This window comes from Rhodococcus sp. YH1, assembly GCF_009939605.1.
Lineage (GTDB): Bacteria > Actinomycetota > Actinomycetes > Mycobacteriales > Mycobacteriaceae > Rhodococcus > Rhodococcus aetherivorans.
Window position 1 is genome coordinate 47,970 of the sequence record NZ_WVTE01000120.1, and the last position, 16,607, is coordinate 64,576.

Sequence of the window (16,607 nt, forward strand, 5' to 3'; positions counted from 1 at the left end):
GCAGAATCCTCCCGTGTCCCCGGCCGGCGCTAATGTCGGAAGACGATGGCACACGACGCGCGTTCCCCCGGTTGGATCCGTCGGCTGGGCGCGGAGGCCTGGCAGCATCGCCGCGTCGCGCTCGGCGCGCTGACCGTCACCGTCGTCGCCGCACTGATCGACATCACGTTCCCGTTGCTGACCAAGCTGGCGCTCGACAGCGCCACCCACCCCGACGGCCACGACCTGCAGCTGATCGGGCTGGCGGCGGCGGCGATCGCAGTGGGCGCGCTGGTGCGGTTCGGGTGTCAGTACGGCCGGCGGATGCTCGCCGGCCGGCTCTCGCTGGACGTGCAGCACGACCTGCGGCTCGGGCTGCTCGCCTCGCTTCAGCGGCTCGACGGGCGCGGCCAGGACCAGATCCGCACCGGGCAGGTGGTGTCGCGGTCGATCACCGACCTGCAACTCGTCCAGGGCCTGCTGGCGATGGTCCCCATGTCGGCCGGGGCGCTGTTGCAGTTCGCGCTGGCGCTGGTGATCATGGCGGTGCTCTCGCCGCTGCTGACCCTCGTCGCCCTCGTCACCGTCCCGGTGATCGCCGGGGTGGTCGCCGTCGTCCGGCCCAAACTGTTCGCGGCGACGTGGTCGGCGCAGCAACGCGCGGCCGACCTGGCCCAGCACGTGGAGGAGACCGTCACCGGGGTGCGGGTGGTCAAGGGGTTCGGGCAGGAGGCCCGCGCCGTGGACCAGCTCGAACAGCACGGCCGCGCCCTCTATGCCGAGCGCATGCGCGCCGCCCGGATCAACGCCACGTTCGCCGCCCCGATGGGTGCCATCCCGCAACTCGGGCTCGTCGCCGTGATCGCGCTCGGCGGCTGGCTGGCCCTGCAGGGCACCGTCACCGTCGGCACGTTCCTCGCGTTCGCCGCCTACCTGGCGACGATGACCGCGACGACGCGCACGCTGTTCTCGGTGGTGATCATGGCGCAGCTCTCCCGCGCCGCGGTCGAGCGGGTGTACGAGGTGATCGACACCGAGCCCGATGTCGCCGACCCGCCGCATCCGGTGCCGCTGCCGGACGGGCCGCTGGGGCTGGTCCTCGACGCGGTGACGTTCGGTTTCGAGCCCGGCCGGCCCGTGCTCGACGGTCTCGACCTCGAACTGGCGCCGGGCGAGACCGTCGCCGTGGTCGGCTCCGCCGGCTCCGGCAAGACGGCGATGTCGCTGCTGCTGCCCCGGTTCTACGCCCCCGAATCCGGCGCCGTGTACGTCACCACCGCCGACGGCGACAGGATCGACGTCGCCGCCCTGCGCGCCGAGCACCTGCGCGAGGCGGTGAGCCTGGTGTTCGACGAACCGTTCCTGTTCTCGGACACGATCGCGGCGAACATCGCGCTGGGCCGGCCCGAGGCGAGCGCCGAGGAGATCCGCGCCGCCGCGCGGGCGGCGTGCGCCGACGAGTTCGTCGAGGCGCTCCCCGACGGGTACGACACCGTCGTCGGGGAGCGCGGTCTGACGCTGTCGGGTGGGCAACGGCAGCGCGTCGCGCTCGCCCGGGCGCTGCTGCTCGACCCCCGGGTGCTGATCCTCGACGACGCGACCTCCGCGGTGGACGCGGAGACGGAGGCCGCGATCTTCGCGGCGCTGCGGGCGCGCCCGAAGCGCACCACGCTGATCCTCGCGCACCGGCGGTCCACGCTGTCGCTCGCCGACCGGGTCGCGGTGCTCGACGGCGGTCGCGTCGTCGACTCCGGGACCGTCCACGAACTCGAGGCGCGCAACGCCCTGTTCCGGGCCCTGCTCAGTGGCGCCGAGGACGAGACGCCGGAACCGGACCGCGCCGACGGGTACGGCGTCGAAGCGTTGTGGCCGGAGGCGGCGCCCGACTCCGATCCGGCCGCGGTCCGGGCGGCCGCGCCGCAGGCGGGGCCGGGCGGGGGTGGCCGCGGCGGCGGTCCGATGAGCGGCGCCCTCGGGTCGATCGCCCCCACGCCGGCGCTGCGCCGGGCGGTCGAGGCGTTGCCCCCGGCCACCGAGCAACCGGGGCTGGACACGGCACAGCTGCGGCGCCCCGACCCCGAGTTCCGCCTCTCCCGGACGCTGCGGCCGGTGCGGTGGCTGCTGGCGGCGGTGGTGCTGTGCCTGGCGGTCGAGTCGCTGACGTCGATCGCGTTCCCGTCGATCGTGCGTTACGCCGTCGACCGCGGCGTCACGCCGGGCGAACCCGCGCGGCTGTGGGCGGCCACCGCCGTGGGCGCCGCGCTGGCGCTCCTGGCCTGGCTGGTGGTCGCGGTGCTCACCGTGCTCACCGCCCGCGCCGGCGAAAGGGTGCTGTTCGGGTTGCGGGTGCGCAGCTACGCGCACCTGCAGCGGCTGGGTCTGGACTACTACGAGCGGGAGCTGTCCGGCCGCATCATGACCCGGATGACCACGGACGTCGACGCGCTCTCCTCGTTCATCCAGACCGGGTTGTCCACCGCGGTGGTGAGCGTGCTGACGCTGGTCGGGATCTCGGTCGCCCTGCTCGCCACCGACCTCACCCTGGGGCTGGTGGCGCTGGCGGTGGTGCCGCCGTTGCTCGCGGCGACGCTGTGGTTCCGGCGGGTCTCGTCCACGGCCTACTCGGTCTCCCGCGAACGCATCTCCCTGGTCAACGCGGACTTCCAGGAGAACGTCACCGGGCTGCGGGCGGCCCAGGCCTACCGCCGGGAGGAGTTCGCGGCCCGCCGGTTCGCCGAGCGCGCCGATGCGTACCGGCGCAGCCGGATGCGCTCCCAGCGGGCCATCTCGCTGTACTTCCCGTTCATTGCGCTGCTGTCCGACCTCGCGCTGGCCGCGGTGGTGTTCGTCGGAGCCCGGGAGGTGGCCTCCGGGGCGACGACCGCGGGCGTGCTCGTCGCGTTCGTGCTCTACCTCGGCCTGCTGTTCGGTCCCATCCAGCAGTTGTCGCAGGTGTTCGACGGCTACCAGCAGGCCCGGGTGGGGCTGCGCCGGATCGGCGACCTGCTGCGCACCGAGAGTTCCCTCGAGACGGGCGGCACCGGCACGGTGCCCGTCCCGGGACACCTGCGCGGCGACGTGCGCCTCGACGACGTCGGGTTCCGCTACGCGGGGGCCGACACCGACGCGCTCACCGGCGTGGACCTGCACTTCCCCGCCGGCTCCACGGTGTCGCTCGTCGGCCGCACCGGCGCCGGCAAGTCCACGATCGTCAAGCTGCTGGCCCGGTTCTACGATCCGACGTCCGGCTCGGTGCGGGTCGACGACGTCGACCTGCGCGGGTATCGCCTGCCCGAGTACCGGGCCCGGCTCGGCGTCGTCCCGCAGGAGGCGCACCTGTTCACCGGCACCGTCGCGAGCAACATCGCCTACGGGCGGCCCGATGCGGACCGCGCGGACATCGAGGCCGCCGCACGCGCGGTGGGGGCCCTCGACATGATCGCCGGTCTGCCCGGCGGCATGCTGCATCCCGTCGGCGAGCGCGGGCAGGGCCTGTCCGCCGGGCAGCGTCAGCTCGTGGCGCTGGCCCGGGCCGAACTCGTCGATCCGGACCTGCTGCTGCTCGACGAGGCCACCGCGACGCTCGACCCGGGCACCGAACGGGCGGTGCTCGCGGCGGGCGAGTCGGTGACCCGCAGCCGCACCGCCGTGGTGGTGGCCCACCGGCTGGCCACCGCGGCACGCTCCGACCTGGTCGTCGTGGTCGACGGCGGGCGCATCGTGGAGACCGGATCGCACGACGCACTGCGGCACGCCGGAGGCGTGTACACGACCCTCTGTGATGCGGCCCAAATGCGGGCAGGGAATAATCGGCTGTCGAGAACCGTCGTCGATGGGGATCCCATCGAATCAGAGATTGTGAGGTAGGTCTCGACCGTGGCAGAGCTTTTTTGTTCGTCACAGCCGCGGGCTAGCCTCATATACATAGGCACTCCGATCGGGTACCGAAGAAAGAAACGAGGCGAACAACTGCCGTGAGCAGCAGCTCTACTTCCCAGTTCGGACAGAACCAGTGGTTGGTTGACGAGATGTACCAGCGGTTCCAGGACGATCCGTCGTCCGTGGACGCCAGCTGGCACGAATTCCTGACGGACTACTCCCCGGAGGCGGCGGTCGCGGGTGGCGCGAACGGCGCCACGCAGACCCAGCGTCCGGCGCAGAGTTCCGCCCCGACCTCCACCGAATCCGCCCCCGCCTCGAAGGCCACCCCGGCCCAGGCTCCGCCGAAGGCCGCTACTGCCCCGGCGAAGCCCGCACCGGCACCCAAGGCGGCTCCCGCTCCGGAACCGGCCAAGCCCGCCGCCGCCAAGCCGGCCCCCGCGAAGCCCGCCGCCGCCGCCAAGCCGGCCCCCGCGAAGCCCGCCGCGCCGGCCACCCAGGAAGAGTCCAAGGTTCTCCGTGGCGCTGCCGCTGCCGTCGCGAAGAACATGAACGCCTCGCTCTCGATCCCGACCGCCACCAGTGTGCGCGCCATCCCTGCGAAGCTGATGGTCGACAACCGGATCGTCATCAACAACCACCTCGCCCGTACCCGCGGCGGCAAGGTGTCGTTCACTCACCTGCTCGGCTACGCCATCGTGCAGGCGGTGAAGGCGTTCCCGAACATGAACCGCCACTTCGCCGAGATCGACGGCAAGCCGAACGCGGTCACCCCCGCGCACACCAACCTCGGCCTGGCCATCGACCTGGCCGGCAAGGACGGCAACCGTTCGCTCGTCGTCGCCGCGATCAAGAACTGCGAGTCGATGAACTTCGCGCAGTTCTACTCCGCGTACGAGGACATCGTCCGTCGTGCGCGCGACGGCAAGCTCACCGCCGAGGACTTCTCCGGCGTCACCATCTCGCTGACCAACCCGGGCGGCATCGGCACCGTGCACTCGGTACCGCGGCTCATGCCGGGTCAGGGCACCATCATCGGTGCCGGTGCGATGGAGTACCCCGCCGAGTTCCAGGGCGCCTCGGACGAGCGCATCGCCGAGCTCGGCGTCGGCAAGCTGATGACGCTGACCTCGACGTACGATCACCGCATCATCCAGGGCGCGGAGTCCGGCGACTTCCTGCGGACCGTCCACAACCTGCTGATCAGCGACGATTTCTACGACGAGATCTTCCACACGCTGCACATCCCCTACGAGCCGGTCCGCTGGCGCAAGGACGTGCCGGAAGGCGCGGTCGACAAGAGCACCCGCGTCCTCGAGCTGATCGCCGCCTACCGCAGCCGCGGCCACCTGATGGCCGACACGGACCCGCTGCAGTTCGTCAAGGACAAGTTCCGGTCGCACCCGGACCTCGACGTCACCACGCACGATCTGACCCTGTGGGACCTCGACCGCGAGTTCAACGTCGGCGGCTTCCACGGTCAGCAGCGCATGAAGCTGCGCGACGTGCTGTCGGTGCTGCGCGACGCCTACTGCCGCCACGTCGGCGTGGAGTACACCCACATCCTCGATCCCGAGCAGCAGCAGTGGCTGCAGGAGCGCGTCGAGGCGCACCACGTCAAGCCGACCGTGGCGCAGCAGAAGTACATCCTCAGCCGCCTCAACGCCGCCGAGGCGTTCGAGACCTTCCTGCAGACCAAGTACGTCGGCCAGAAGCGGTTCTCGCTCGAGGGCGCCGAGTCGGTCATCCCGATGATGGACGCGATCATCGACCAGGCCGCCGAGCACGAGCTCGACGAGGTCGCCATCGCGATGCCGCACCGCGGCCGCCTGAACGTGCTGGCCAACATCGTCGGCAAGCCGTACTCGAAGATCTTCACCGAGTTCGAGGGCAACCTGAACCCGGCCGCCGCCCACGGCTCCGGCGACGTCAAGTACCACCTCGGCGCCGAGGGCAACTACATCCAGATGTTCGGCGACAACGACATCAAGGTGTCGCTCACGGCGAACCCGTCGCACCTCGAGGCCGTCAACCCGGTCCTCGAAGGCCTCGTGCGCGCCAAGCAGGACATCCTCGACAAGGGCGAGGGCGGCTTCACCGTCATGCCGCTGCTGCTGCACGGCGACGCCGCGTTCGCCGGCCAGGGCGTCGTGGCCGAGACCCTCAACCTCGCGCTGCTGCGCGGCTACCGCACCGGCGGCACCGTGCACATCGTCGTCAACAACCAGGTCGGCTTCACCACGGCCCCCGAGCACTCGCGGTCGTCGGAGTACTGCACCGACGTCGCGAAGATGATCGGCGCGCCGATCTTCCACGTCAACGGGGACGACCCGGAGGCGTGCGTGTGGGTGGCCCGGCTGGCCGTGGACTTCCGGGAGAAGTTCAACAAGGACGTCGTCATCGACATGATCTGCTACCGCCGTCGCGGCCACAACGAGGGCGACGACCCGTCGATGACGCAGCCGGCGATGTACGACGTGATCGACACCAAGCGCAGCGTCCGCAAGAGCTACACCGAGTCCCTCATCGGTCGTGGCGACATCTCGCTCAAAGAGGCCGAGGACGCGCTGCGCGACTACCAGGGCCAGCTCGAACGGGTCTTCAACGAGGTCCGCGAGCTCGAGAAGTACAAGCCGGAACCGTCGGAGTCGGTCGAGCTCGACCAGACGCCGCCGGCGAAGCTGACCACCGCGGTCGACAAGTCGGTGCTCGAGCGGATCGGCGACGCGTTCGTGAACGTCCCCGAGGGCTTCTCCGTGCATCCGCGCGTCAAGCCGGTCGTCGAGAAGCGCCGGGAGATGTCCCGCGAGGGCCACATCGACTGGGCGTACGCCGAGCTGTTGGCGTTCGGTTCGCTCGTCGAGCAGGGTGCCCTGGTGCGCCTGGCCGGTCAGGACTCGCGCCGCGGCACCTTCACCCAGCGCCACGCGGTGCTCATCGACCGCAAGTCCGGTGCCGAGTACACCCCGCTGCAGCAGGTGGCGGCCGAGGGCGGCAAGGGCGGCAAGTTCATGGTGTACGACTCGGCGCTGACCGAGTTCGCGGGCCTGGGCTTCGAGTACGGCTACTCCGTGGGCAACCCGGAGGCGCTGGTGCTGTGGGAGGCGCAGTTCGGTGACTTCGTCAACGGCGCGCAGTCCATCATCGACGAGTTCATCTCCTCCGGCGAGGCCAAGTGGGGTCAGCTCTCCGACGTGGTGCTGCTGCTGCCGCACGGCCACGAGGGCCAGGGCCCGGACCACACCTCGGGCCGCATCGAGCGGTTCCTGCAGCTGTGCGCCGAGGGGTCGATGACGGTGGCCATGCCGTCGACGCCGGCGAGCTACTTCCACCTGTTGCGCCGCCACCACCTCGACGGCATCCGCCGCCCGCTGGTGGTGTTCACGCCGAAGTCGATGCTGCGCAACAAGGCCGCGGTCAGCGACCTCGAGGACTTCACCACCGGCAAGTTCCGCTCGGTGTTCGAGGAGCCGCTGTACGAGAACGAGGGCGGCGACCGCGACAAGGTCACCCGCGTCCTGCTGACCTCCGGCAAGCTCTACTGGGAGCTGAAGGCGAAGAAGGACAAGGAGAAGCGGGACGACATCGCGATCCTGCGGATCGAGCAGCTGTACCCGGTGCCGCGTCGCCGCATCGCCGAGGCGCTCGACCGGTACCCGAACGCGCACGAGTTCTTCTGGGTGCAGGAGGAGCCGGCCAACCAGGGAGCGTGGCCGTTCCTGGGTCTGGCGCTGCCGGAGATGCTGCCCGAGAAGCTGTCGGGCATCAAGCGGGCGTCGCGGCGCGCGATGTCGGCTCCGTCCTCCGGCTCGAGCAAGGTTCACGCGGTCGAGCAGCAGGAGATCCTGGAGAAGGCGTTCGGCCGGTAGTCACCGGCGGTAGCCCCGCGGTTCTCACGCGAGCCGGGTCGTGCATGCCCTTCGGGGCGGCCGGCCCGGCTCGCGCCGTTTCCGGCCCCCCCGGGACGTGACCGAATGTCACACGCGTTCACTCAGATCGAACCGCTGTGACATTCGGTGCGCCTGCGGCGAGGGCCAGCGCGGGCAGGGCGGCGACGGCGAGGTCGACGAACTCCTCGCGGGTGAGCTGCGGGTCCCGGAGCCAGGCGATCGTCGTGTCCTCGACGAACGCAATCCAGCCGCGCACGGCCAGGGCGACGGCGGGCCCGGCGTCGATGCCGATGCGGGGCAGGTACGCGACGGTGCGATCGACCATGGCGGTGCGTGTGTCCTCGAAGACCTGCCGCATGTCCGGGTCCCCGCTCGCGGTGCCGCGCAGCATCGACAGGTAGGTGTCGCGGTGGTCGGTGACGTAGTCGACGTACGCGACGATCGTGCCGCGCAGCATCTCCATCGGTCCGAGGCTGTCGTCGGGTGCGGTGCGCTCGAGCATGTCCCGGCTGGTGTGCCGGACGAGTTCGACGTGGAAGTCGTGCTTGGACGCGAAGTAGTGGAACAGCAGCCCGCGCGACACCCCCGCCTGGTCGGCGATGTCCTCGACGGAGATCTGCTCGAGCGGCCGTTCGGCGAGCAGTTGCACGCCGAGGTCGACGAGCTGGGCCCGCCGCTCGGCGGGACTCAGCCTGGTGCGCTTGCTGCTGTTGCCCTTCACAGATGCCATGCAAACACTCTTGTTGAATCGCAGTCAACAGGCTATTGACCGGCGCTCAATATGGCCCTACGCTTATTTACATGAGTCTTCCGGTTACAGACACCATCGCCACCGATGCGCACCCGCGTCAGGTCGACACGCTGATCATCGGCAGCGGGTTCGCCGGACTCGGCGCCGCCGTCCGACTGACCCGGGCCGGCAAGGACTTCGTGGTCCTCGAGCGCGGATCGGAGGTCGGCGGCACCTGGCGCGACAACACGTACCCGGGCGCCGCGTGCGACGTCCCGTCCAACCTGTACTCCTACTCGTTCGCCCTCAACCCCGGCTGGACGCGGTCCTTCTCCCCCCAGCCCGAGATCCAGGCCTACATCGCCTCGGTCGCCGACAGGTACGGCGTACGCCGCCGCACCGTGTTCGGGTGCGACGTGCAGACCGTCCGCTGGAACACCGCCACCCACCGCTGGGACGTGCAGACCACCAAGGGTGCGTTCGACGCCCGGATCGTCGTCTCCGCCGTCGGGGCGCTGTGCGAGCCGTCGCTGCCCGACATCGCGGGCATCGAAGGGTTCCGGGGCGAGATCTTCCACTCCGCCCGGTGGAACCACGACGCGGACCTGACCGGCAAGCGCGTCGCCGTGATCGGCACCGGAGCCTCCGCAATCCAGATCGTGCCCGCCATCGCCGGCAAGGTCGCCCACCTCGACGTCTACCAGCGCACCGCTCCCTGGGTGCTGCCTCGCGCCGACCGCGAATACACCCCCGTCGAGCGGCTCGCGTTCCGCCGCGTACCCGGGTTCCAGCGCCTGTCCCGCGCCCTGCAGTACCTCACCCGCGAGACGCAGGTCGTCGGCCTGGCCAAGGCACCGGTCTTCATGAAGCCGCTCGAGCTCGCCGCCCGCGCGCACATCCGCCGCCAGATCACCGACCCCGAGCTGCGCCGCAAGGTCACCCCGAACTTCCGGATCGGCTGCAAGCGGATGCTCATCTCGAACAACTACTACCCCGCGCTGGCCCGGCCGAACGTCGACCTGGTCACCGACGGCATCGCCGAGGTCACCGCGGACGGCATCGTCACCCGCGACGGCACCACCCGCCAGGTCGACGCCATCGTCGTCGCCACCGGCTTCCACGTCACCGACTCGCCCACCTTCGCCGGCATCTTCGGCAAGGACGGCCGCAGCCTCGCGGACGTCTTCGACGCCACCGGCATGCAGGGCTACAAGGGCGCCGCCGTCGCCGGTTTCCCCAACATGTTCTTCCTCGTGGGACCGAACACCGGACTCGGCCACACCTCGATGGTGTACATGATCGAATCCCAGCTGAACTACCTGGTGGACGCGATCGAGACGATCGACCGCCACCGGATCGGCACCGTCGAGGTGCGCCCGGAGGTGCAGGGCGAATACAACCGCAACCTGCAGGACGCCCTGAAGCGCAGCGTGTGGAGCAACGGCGGCTGCGCCAGCTGGTACCTCGACAAGCACGGCAACAACACCACCCTGTGGCCGAGCTTCACGTTCGAATTCCGCCGCATCACCAAGCATTTCGACCTGGACGCCTACCGCAGCGTCGCCGCGGCGGACCTCCCCCCGGTCCCGGCGCAGACGCCGGCGACCGTCCGTGACTCCGACGAGACCGACACCCGGAAGGTGGCAGCGCAGTGAGCGAGTTCGCAGGAAAGGTCGCCGTGATCACCGGCGCCGGATCGGGCATCGGCCGTGCCCTGGCGCTCGAGCTCGCCCGGCGCGGCGCCCGGCTGGCCCTGTCCGACGTCGACACCGCCGGGCTGGACGAGACTGTGCGCCGGGCCCGCGACCTCGGCGCCGAGGTCAAGGCCGATCACCTCGACGTCACGCAGCGCGAGGCGGTGCTCGACTACGCCGACGCCGTCGCCGTCCACTTCGGCCAGGTCAACCAGATCTACAACAACGCCGGCATCGCCTACCACGGCGAGTTCGAACGCTCGGAGTTCAAGGACATCGAGCGGATCATGGACGTCGACTTCTGGGGCGTGGTGAACGGCACCAAGGCGTTCCTGCCCCACGTCGTCGCGTCCGGGGACGGCCACATCGTCAACGTCTCGAGCCTGTTCGGGCTGCTGGCCATCCCCGGTCAGAGCGCCTACAACTCCGCGAAGTTCGCCGTCCGCGGCTTCACCGAGGCGCTGCGCCAGGAGATGCTGGTCGCCCGGCACCCCGTCAAGGTCACCTGCGTGCACCCCGGCGGCATCAAGACGGCGATCGCCCGCAACGCCGCCGTCCCGGCCGGCGACGATCAGGAGTCCTTCGCCCAGTTCTTCGACCGCAAGCTGGCCCGCACCAGCCCGGAGGACGCGGCCCGCACCATCGTCGAGGGTGTGCGCAGGGGCAGGGCCCGGGTACTCATCGGCGCCGACGCGAAGTTCCTCGACGCCTGGGTGCGCGTGGTGGGCCCGTCCTATCAGCGTGTCGTCGCATTCGTCAGTGGCCGCTTCGTGCCGAAGGGCTAGGGTCGCGGTCATGCCCCAGCTCCCCCTGCCCGTCGTGCGGGCCGCGGTGCGGCCGGCCTACCGGCTCGCCCTCAACGCGCGGCTGCCCTACCCCGTCCAGCGCCGGCTGCTCGAGCTCGTCGCGCCGATCCAGACCCTGCCCGAGGGCACGGTGGTGCAGCAGGTCACGCTCGCGGGCCGGCCCGCCGAACGCGTCACCGTCGGCGCCACCGAACGTCCCACCGCGGTCCTGTACCTGCACGGGGGCGGGTACACGGTGGCCTCACCCGCCACGCACCGGTCCCTGGCCGCGCACCTGGCCGCGGCTTCGGGTTCGGCGGTGTACGTGCTCGACTACCGGCTGGCCCCGGAGCACCCCTACCCCGCCGCACTGGACGACGCGGTCGGTGCGTACCTCGAGCTGGTGACCGAGCACGGCGTGACCCCGCAGACCGCCCCGATCGCCGGCGACTCGGCCGGGGGCGGCCTGACGGTCGCGGCGGCGCGCCGGCTGATCGACCGGCACGGGGTGCGGCCCGCCGCCCTGGGGCTGATCGCGCCCTGGGTCGATCCCGCCTTGCGGGACTTCCCCTTCGACCGGGACACGGTCCTCAACGCCGCCTGGATCTCGGCGTCGGCGCGGGCGTATCTCGGCGACCGCGACGCCTCCGACCCCGGCTACGCGCCGCTGCGCGGAGACCTGACCGGCCTGCCGCCGACGCTGATCCACGTCGGCACCAGCGAGATGCTGTACCCGCAGGTCACCGAGTTCGCCCGGAAGCTGCGTGAGGCGGGGGTGGACGTGACGGTCACCGAGCAGCGCGAACTGTGGCACGTGGCCCATCTGCAGGCCGCGCTGGTGGGCGAGGCCGCCGACGCGGTGGCACAGCTCGGCGCCTTCCTGCGCTCACACGTGCTCGGTGAGCCACGCCTGCGCGACGACGGCTGAGTCCTCGCCGCCGCCGATCCGGTCGAGCATCTCGGCCAGGTCGGCGGTGGTCAGCTCCCCCGCGACGAGGCTCAGGGCCTCGAGCTGACGTTCCTCGAGGACGTGCTTGCGGAACACCGGGACGACGTTCTGTGCGGTGAACACCGGTGGCTCCGTGCCGGTTCCGGTCTCCGGACCGGATCCGGGCGCGCGGTCCGGCGCATCCTGCAGCGCGACGCCCGTCGCGTCGCGCGCGGCGGCCGAGGCGGTCGTCAGCGCGGCCACGCCCCCGCCGGCCGCGGGCCCCGGCGCGTCGTCGGTTTCGACACGGCCTGGGACGCAGCCTCTTTCGGCCATGTCCCGCAGTCCGTCGTTCTCCTCGAATCCGCCCGTGACCGTCACGGTCAGCTCGCCGCACCGGCCGACGATCCCGGCCAACTCGGTGGTACCGAGCCGGGCAGCGGTGGCGTCGGAGACGAACAGCACCGAACGATCCTGTGCGGCAGCGTAGTCCGTGATCGCCATGTCGTCGGGCAGGGATCGGGCGAGCGCCTCGAACACGTCCTCGGCGTCCGTGTCCGTCGCAGCCGGGGCGAAGTACCGCAACAGCCGTCCGGTGTAGTCCGGCACGAGGGTCACCTCGGCCGCGTCCAGCGCCGCGAGGTAGTCGGCGCGGCCGCCGAGCCCGGTGCGCAGTTCGGTCCGGGTCCCGCTACCGGCCAGGGCGCCCGCGTAGATCCGGGCGAGCAGTTCGCTCGCGGCGTCGTCTCCGGCGCCGACGACCACGGTGGCGACGTCCGTCGACTCGTCGACCACCGACGGCCCGCACCCGGTCAGCACCGCGACGGCGACCACCGGCCCGGCCACCGCCCGAATGAATCCCTCGCCCCGCAGTCCCCGGCTCCTCGCGCTCCACACGATGCCCATCCTCGCGCATCCCCGGAAAGCCGAACGCCCCGGTCCGGAACCTGGGTGCGGGCTCCGGCCGGGGCGTGCGGTCGATCGCGTCAGTCGGTGACGCCCTCGGCCCGCGCCGCGGCCGCGACGGCCTCGGCGACGGCGGGCGCCACCCGCGGATCGAGAGGGCTCGGGACGATCTTGTCCACGGCCAACTCGTCACCGACGACCGAGAGGATGGCCTCGGCGGCGGCGAGCTTCATGCCCTCGGTGATGCGCCGGGCGCCCGCGTCGAGCGCGCCCTTGAACACACCGGGGAAGGCCAGCACGTTGTTGATCTGGTTCGGGAAGTCGCTGCGGCCGGTCGCGACGATCGCGGCGTGCTTGGCGGCGACCTCCGGGTGGATCTCCGGATCCGGGTTCGACAGCGCGAACACGATCGCGCCGTCGGCCATCCGAGCGACGATCTCCTCCGGCACCGTGCCGGCCGAGACGCCGATGAACACGTCCGCGCCGTCGAGGGCCTCGATCAGCCCGCCGTGCCGGCCGGCCGGGTTGGTCCGCGCGGCCAGGTCGACCTTGACCTCGTTCAGGTCGGTGCGCTCGGCCGAGACGATGCCCTTCGAGTCCAGCACGGTCACATCGGCCGCGCCGGCGGCGAGCAGGATGTTCGCGACGGCGACGCCGGCGGCACCGGCGCCGGAGATGACGATGCGCAGGCCGGCCAGCTCGCGGCCCTGCACCTTGGCGGCGCCCTTGAGCGCGGCGAGTGCCACGATGGCGGTGCCGTGCTGGTCGTCGTGCATGACCGGGCAGTCCAGCGCCTCGATGACGCGTCGTTCGATCTCGAAGCAGCGCGGGGCGGAGATGTCCTCGAGGTTGACCGCGCCGAAGCTCGGGCGCAGCCGGATCAGCGTCTCGACGATCTCGTCGGGATCCTTGGTGTCGAGCACCAGCGGGATCGAGTTCAGGCCCGCGAACTTCTTGAACAGGGCGGACTTGCCCTCCATCACCGGCAGCGACGCGCGCGGGCCGATGTCACCGAGGCCGAGCACCGCCGAACCGTCGGAGACGACCACCACGAGGCGGTTGGTCCAGGTGTAGCGGTCGGCGAGGGTCTCGTCGGCCGCGATCGCGCGCGAAACCTGCGCGACGCCGGGCGTGTAGGCGATCGACAGATCGCGCTGCGTCTCCAGGGGTGCGGTGAGCTCGACGGACAGCTTGCCGTCGATATGGCTGCTGAAGATTTCCTCGTCGGTCAATTCGACCTTCCGGGGGGTAGGTGCATCAGACACGATTGACACGATGACACTCCTGCTCGAGCCGGAACCACTCGGGTTCCGGTTACTGCGAAGTAGCTGCGCGACGGACATCCGGCGCAGCGCTTCGCCAAGGACATTTCGGTGAAGCTTCCGGGCGCGATCACGGTTACCGCTGTACAACGCTGTACGACTTCCGGAGCGTGATGGCGCCGAGGCGGGTGAGCCCTGGCGACGAGCCCTCTACAGGGTCTGCCATCTTCGTCCGGCTTCGGGGCGGTGGCACCGACGCCGGATTGAGGAAAAGTTTGCCACCTTCACAACCCAACAATCAAATCGGTATTTCTTGCGAATGTCTCACGTTTTTCCCCGCTCACCTGTGAGTTTGGACAGCCGAGCCGGAATGTCGACCCCGCGATCGGAGCCGTTCCGAGGCAAAAGCCCGAGATGCCGGCCGGTTACCTACCGGTAACGGACGGCGCGCGAAACGTCAGCCCCACCACTGGGTGAACATCAGGACCGCGCCCGTGAGATAGACCACACCGGCGCCCACGGCGGCGGCGAGCCCGCGCCGGCGGTCCGCGAACACCTGCGCGGCCGACACGACGACCACCGCGACGACGTGCGCGGACAGCGACGCCGAGCCCGGTCCCGGGAAATCCCGCTTGTCGCCCAGGTACTGCGCCGCCCAGACCACCACCGTCAGGACGATCACCGCGCCGCACACCACGCCGGACAGCGCCCGCAGTCCCCGCACGACGAGCCCGTCCCGCCGCGGCGCCCCGCGACCCGGGCGGGACGGCGCCGCCGTGGGGGCGCCGTAGGGGTCGCGGCCGGAGTCGTCGGCGAAGTAGTCGTCGTACCCGTCGGCGCGGTCGTGACGTCGCGCAGGGCGGCCCCAGGTGGTCATCCCGCAAGCACCTCGATCCCGGTGGCACGGGCCGTCAGGGCCTCGAGCGCCTCGGGGTCCGTCGTGTACCGGCCGAGGGAGACTTTCTTGTTGCCGCCGTGGTAGTCGGACGACCCGGTCACGAACAGGTCGAGCTTCGCCGCCATGTCCCGCATGAGCCGCGCGTCGTCCGGATCGTGGTCCGGATGGTCCGCCTCGAGGCCCCCGAGGCCCAGCTCGGCGAGCTCCTCGATGTGGTCGAGCGCAAGCAGCCGCCCGCGCGAGCGGGCACGGGCATGCGCCACGACGGTGACGCCGCCGGCCGCGGCGACCATGCGCACGGCGTCCGACAGCGGCGTGTCCGCCTTGGTGACGTAGTAGCGGCCCCGCGACGAGAGCAGGTCTGCGAAGGCGGCGTCGATGCTCGGGACGACACCCGCCTCCACCAGCGCACGCGCCAGGTGGGGTCGGCCGGCCACCGGGCCGGCAGCGGTGACGATCCGTTCGGGGTCGACGGGCAGCCCGTCGTCGGCCATCCGCTCGGCCATCGCCCGGATGCGGGCCACCCGCTCCGCCCGCAGGCGCTCCCGCTCGACCGCGAACGCCTCGTCCCGCGGGTCGAACAGGTACGCGAGCAGGTGCACCGCCACGGGCCGGCCGTCCTCGCCGCGCCCGGTGCACGACATCTCCATGCCGCGGATCAGCCGCAGTCCCCCGGGCAGGGCGTCGGCCGCAGCGTCCCAGCCGGCGGTGGTGTCGTGGTCGGTCAGGGCGACGACGTCGAGCCCGGCCTCGGCGGCGGCGCGGACGAGCCCCGCCGGGGTGTCGGTCCCGTCGGAGGCGAGCGAGTGGGCATGCAGGTCGATACGCACCCCACCAGTGTGTCAGGTGCCGTCGCGCAGCCCCGGCGGACGGCCCGGGGCGGGTTAGCATGACGCTGTGACGGCCCGGACCCGCCCGGTGCGGGCCGGAGCGTGCCGCGCGGAAGGGAACCGATGCCGAACCTGCCCTCGCACTCGTCGCGACGGACCGGCGCCGCGGCGCCCGCCCTGCGGATCCCCGCCGAGCGGGCCGTCGTGGACTGCGCCGTCTACGTCGACGGCATGCGACTGCCGGGCCGTTACGCCCACGGCGCGGCGCTCGCGGAGGTGCGCCGGCGCGGCGCCGGCTTCGTGTGGCTCGGCCTGCACGAGCCCGACGAACAGCAGATGACGAGCGTGGGCCGCACGTTCGGCCTGCACGAGCTGACGGTCGAGGACGCCGTGCACGCGCATCAGCGGCCCAAGCTCGAGCGCTACGACGACGTGACGTTCCTGGTGCTGCGGACCGTGAACTACGTCGAGCACGAGTCGGTGACCACGACCAAGGAGATCGTCGAGACCGGCGAGATCATGCTCTTCTGCGGCCGGGACTTCGTCGTGAGCGTCCGCCACGGCGACCACTCGGCGCTGGCGGACGTGCGGCATCGGCTCGAGGCGGCCCCGGAGCGGCTGGCGCTGGGGCCGTCGTCGGTGCTGCACGCCGTCGCCGACCACGTCGTGGACACGTACCTCGCCGTGGTCGACGCCGTGCAGCCGGACATCGACGACCTCGAGGAACTGGTGTTCACGCCCGACACCCGCATCGCGGTGGAACAGATCTATCTGCTCAAGCGGGAGATCGTGGAGTTGCGGCGGGCGGTGCTCCCCCTCGCGACGC

11 protein-coding genes are annotated in these 16,607 nt (G+C 71.2%); 6 read left to right on the forward strand and 5 right to left on the reverse strand.

Annotated features, from left to right (window positions below):
- Positions 1-45 precede the first annotated feature (45 nt).
- Positions 46-3,846: an ABC transporter ATP-binding protein gene (locus AIIKEEIJ_RS11335; protein WP_161995675.1), complete on the forward strand. Its 3,801-nt coding sequence runs from the start codon at positions 46-48 to the stop codon at positions 3,844-3,846.
- Between the two features lie 107 nt (positions 3,847-3,953).
- Positions 3,954-7,727, forward strand: a complete 3,774-nt coding sequence (locus tag AIIKEEIJ_RS11340) for a multifunctional oxoglutarate decarboxylase/oxoglutarate dehydrogenase thiamine pyrophosphate-binding subunit/dihydrolipoyllysine-residue succinyltransferase subunit (protein ID WP_072634747.1) — start codon at positions 3,954-3,956, stop codon at positions 7,725-7,727.
- A 118-nt stretch (positions 7,728-7,845) separates the two neighbouring features.
- On the opposite strand, the gene AIIKEEIJ_RS11345 is transcribed toward AIIKEEIJ_RS11340, so the two are convergent.
- Complete coding sequence (locus AIIKEEIJ_RS11345) at positions 7,846-8,478, reverse strand: TetR/AcrR family transcriptional regulator (RefSeq protein WP_161995676.1); 633 nt, start codon at positions 8,476-8,478, stop codon at positions 7,846-7,848.
- 71 nt (positions 8,479-8,549) lie between these two features.
- Here AIIKEEIJ_RS11345 and AIIKEEIJ_RS11350 point away from each other — a divergent pair, with 71 nt between their 5' ends.
- From AIIKEEIJ_RS11350 to AIIKEEIJ_RS11360, 3 genes are read left to right on the forward strand one after another with little or no spacing between them, the layout of a single operon-like run.
- The gene (locus AIIKEEIJ_RS11350) at positions 8,550-10,133 is read left to right on the forward strand and encodes a flavin-containing monooxygenase (RefSeq protein ID WP_161995677.1); all 1,584 of its coding nucleotides are present in this window, start codon (positions 8,550-8,552) and stop codon (positions 10,131-10,133) included.
- Positions 10,130-10,957, forward strand: a complete 828-nt coding sequence (locus tag AIIKEEIJ_RS11355) for an SDR family NAD(P)-dependent oxidoreductase (RefSeq protein ID WP_006938739.1) — start codon at positions 10,130-10,132, stop codon at positions 10,955-10,957. Before AIIKEEIJ_RS11350 ends, AIIKEEIJ_RS11355 begins: the two co-directional genes overlap by 4 nt.
- A 10-nt stretch (positions 10,958-10,967) precedes the next feature.
- The gene (locus AIIKEEIJ_RS11360) at positions 10,968-11,885 is read left to right on the forward strand and encodes an alpha/beta hydrolase fold domain-containing protein (RefSeq protein ID WP_161995678.1); all 918 of its coding nucleotides are present in this window, start codon (positions 10,968-10,970) and stop codon (positions 11,883-11,885) included.
- Here the strand turns inward: AIIKEEIJ_RS11360 and AIIKEEIJ_RS11365 are convergent.
- From AIIKEEIJ_RS11365 to AIIKEEIJ_RS11380, 4 genes are all read right to left on the reverse strand, one after another.
- Positions 11,844-12,791, reverse strand: coding sequence for a glycine betaine ABC transporter substrate-binding protein (locus AIIKEEIJ_RS11365; RefSeq protein WP_065922822.1), 948 nt, complete (start codon positions 12,789-12,791; stop codon positions 11,844-11,846). The genes AIIKEEIJ_RS11360 and AIIKEEIJ_RS11365 overlap by 42 nt on opposite strands.
- Before the next feature lie 80 nt (positions 12,792-12,871).
- On the reverse strand, positions 12,872-14,065 hold the full coding sequence (locus AIIKEEIJ_RS11370; protein WP_029542499.1) for an NAD(P)-dependent malic enzyme: 1,194 nt from the start codon (positions 14,063-14,065) through the stop codon (positions 12,872-12,874).
- A gap of 445 nt (positions 14,066-14,510) precedes the next feature.
- Positions 14,511-14,930 carry a hypothetical protein gene (locus AIIKEEIJ_RS11375; RefSeq protein WP_161995679.1) on the reverse strand — a complete coding sequence of 140 codons (420 nt, stop codon included), beginning with the start codon at positions 14,928-14,930 and terminating at the stop codon, positions 14,511-14,513.
- On the reverse strand, positions 14,927-15,781 hold the full coding sequence (locus tag AIIKEEIJ_RS11380) for a PHP domain-containing protein (RefSeq protein ID WP_072634741.1): 855 nt from the start codon (positions 15,779-15,781) through the stop codon (positions 14,927-14,929). The genes AIIKEEIJ_RS11375 and AIIKEEIJ_RS11380 overlap by 4 nt, the downstream gene beginning before the upstream one ends.
- A 123-nt stretch (positions 15,782-15,904) precedes the next feature.
- On the opposite strand from AIIKEEIJ_RS11380, the gene AIIKEEIJ_RS11385 reads away from it, so the two are divergent.
- A partial coding sequence (locus AIIKEEIJ_RS11385) for a CorA family divalent cation transporter (protein WP_161995680.1) occupies positions 15,905-16,607 on the forward strand: 703 nt, incomplete at its 3' end.

Excerpts from the sequence above, each read along its gene's own strand:
- AIIKEEIJ_RS11335 (WP_161995675.1), top strand. The coding sequence starts at position 46 with ATGGCACACGACGCGCGTTCCCCCGGTTGGATCCGTCGGCTGGGCGCG.
- AIIKEEIJ_RS11345 (WP_161995676.1), bottom strand. The coding sequence starts at position 8,478 with ATGGCATCTGTGAAGGGCAACAGCAGCAAGCGCACCAGGCTGAGTCCC.
- AIIKEEIJ_RS11350 (WP_161995677.1), top strand. The coding sequence starts at position 8,550 with ATGAGTCTTCCGGTTACAGACACCATCGCCACCGATGCGCACCCGCGT.
- AIIKEEIJ_RS11360 (WP_161995678.1), top strand. The coding sequence starts at position 10,968 with ATGCCCCAGCTCCCCCTGCCCGTCGTGCGGGCCGCGGTGCGGCCGGCC.
- AIIKEEIJ_RS11365 (WP_065922822.1), bottom strand. The coding sequence starts at position 12,791 with ATGGGCATCGTGTGGAGCGCGAGGAGCCGGGGACTGCGGGGCGAGGGA.
- AIIKEEIJ_RS11375 (WP_161995679.1), bottom strand. The coding sequence starts at position 14,930 with ATGACCACCTGGGGCCGCCCTGCGCGACGTCACGACCGCGCCGACGGG.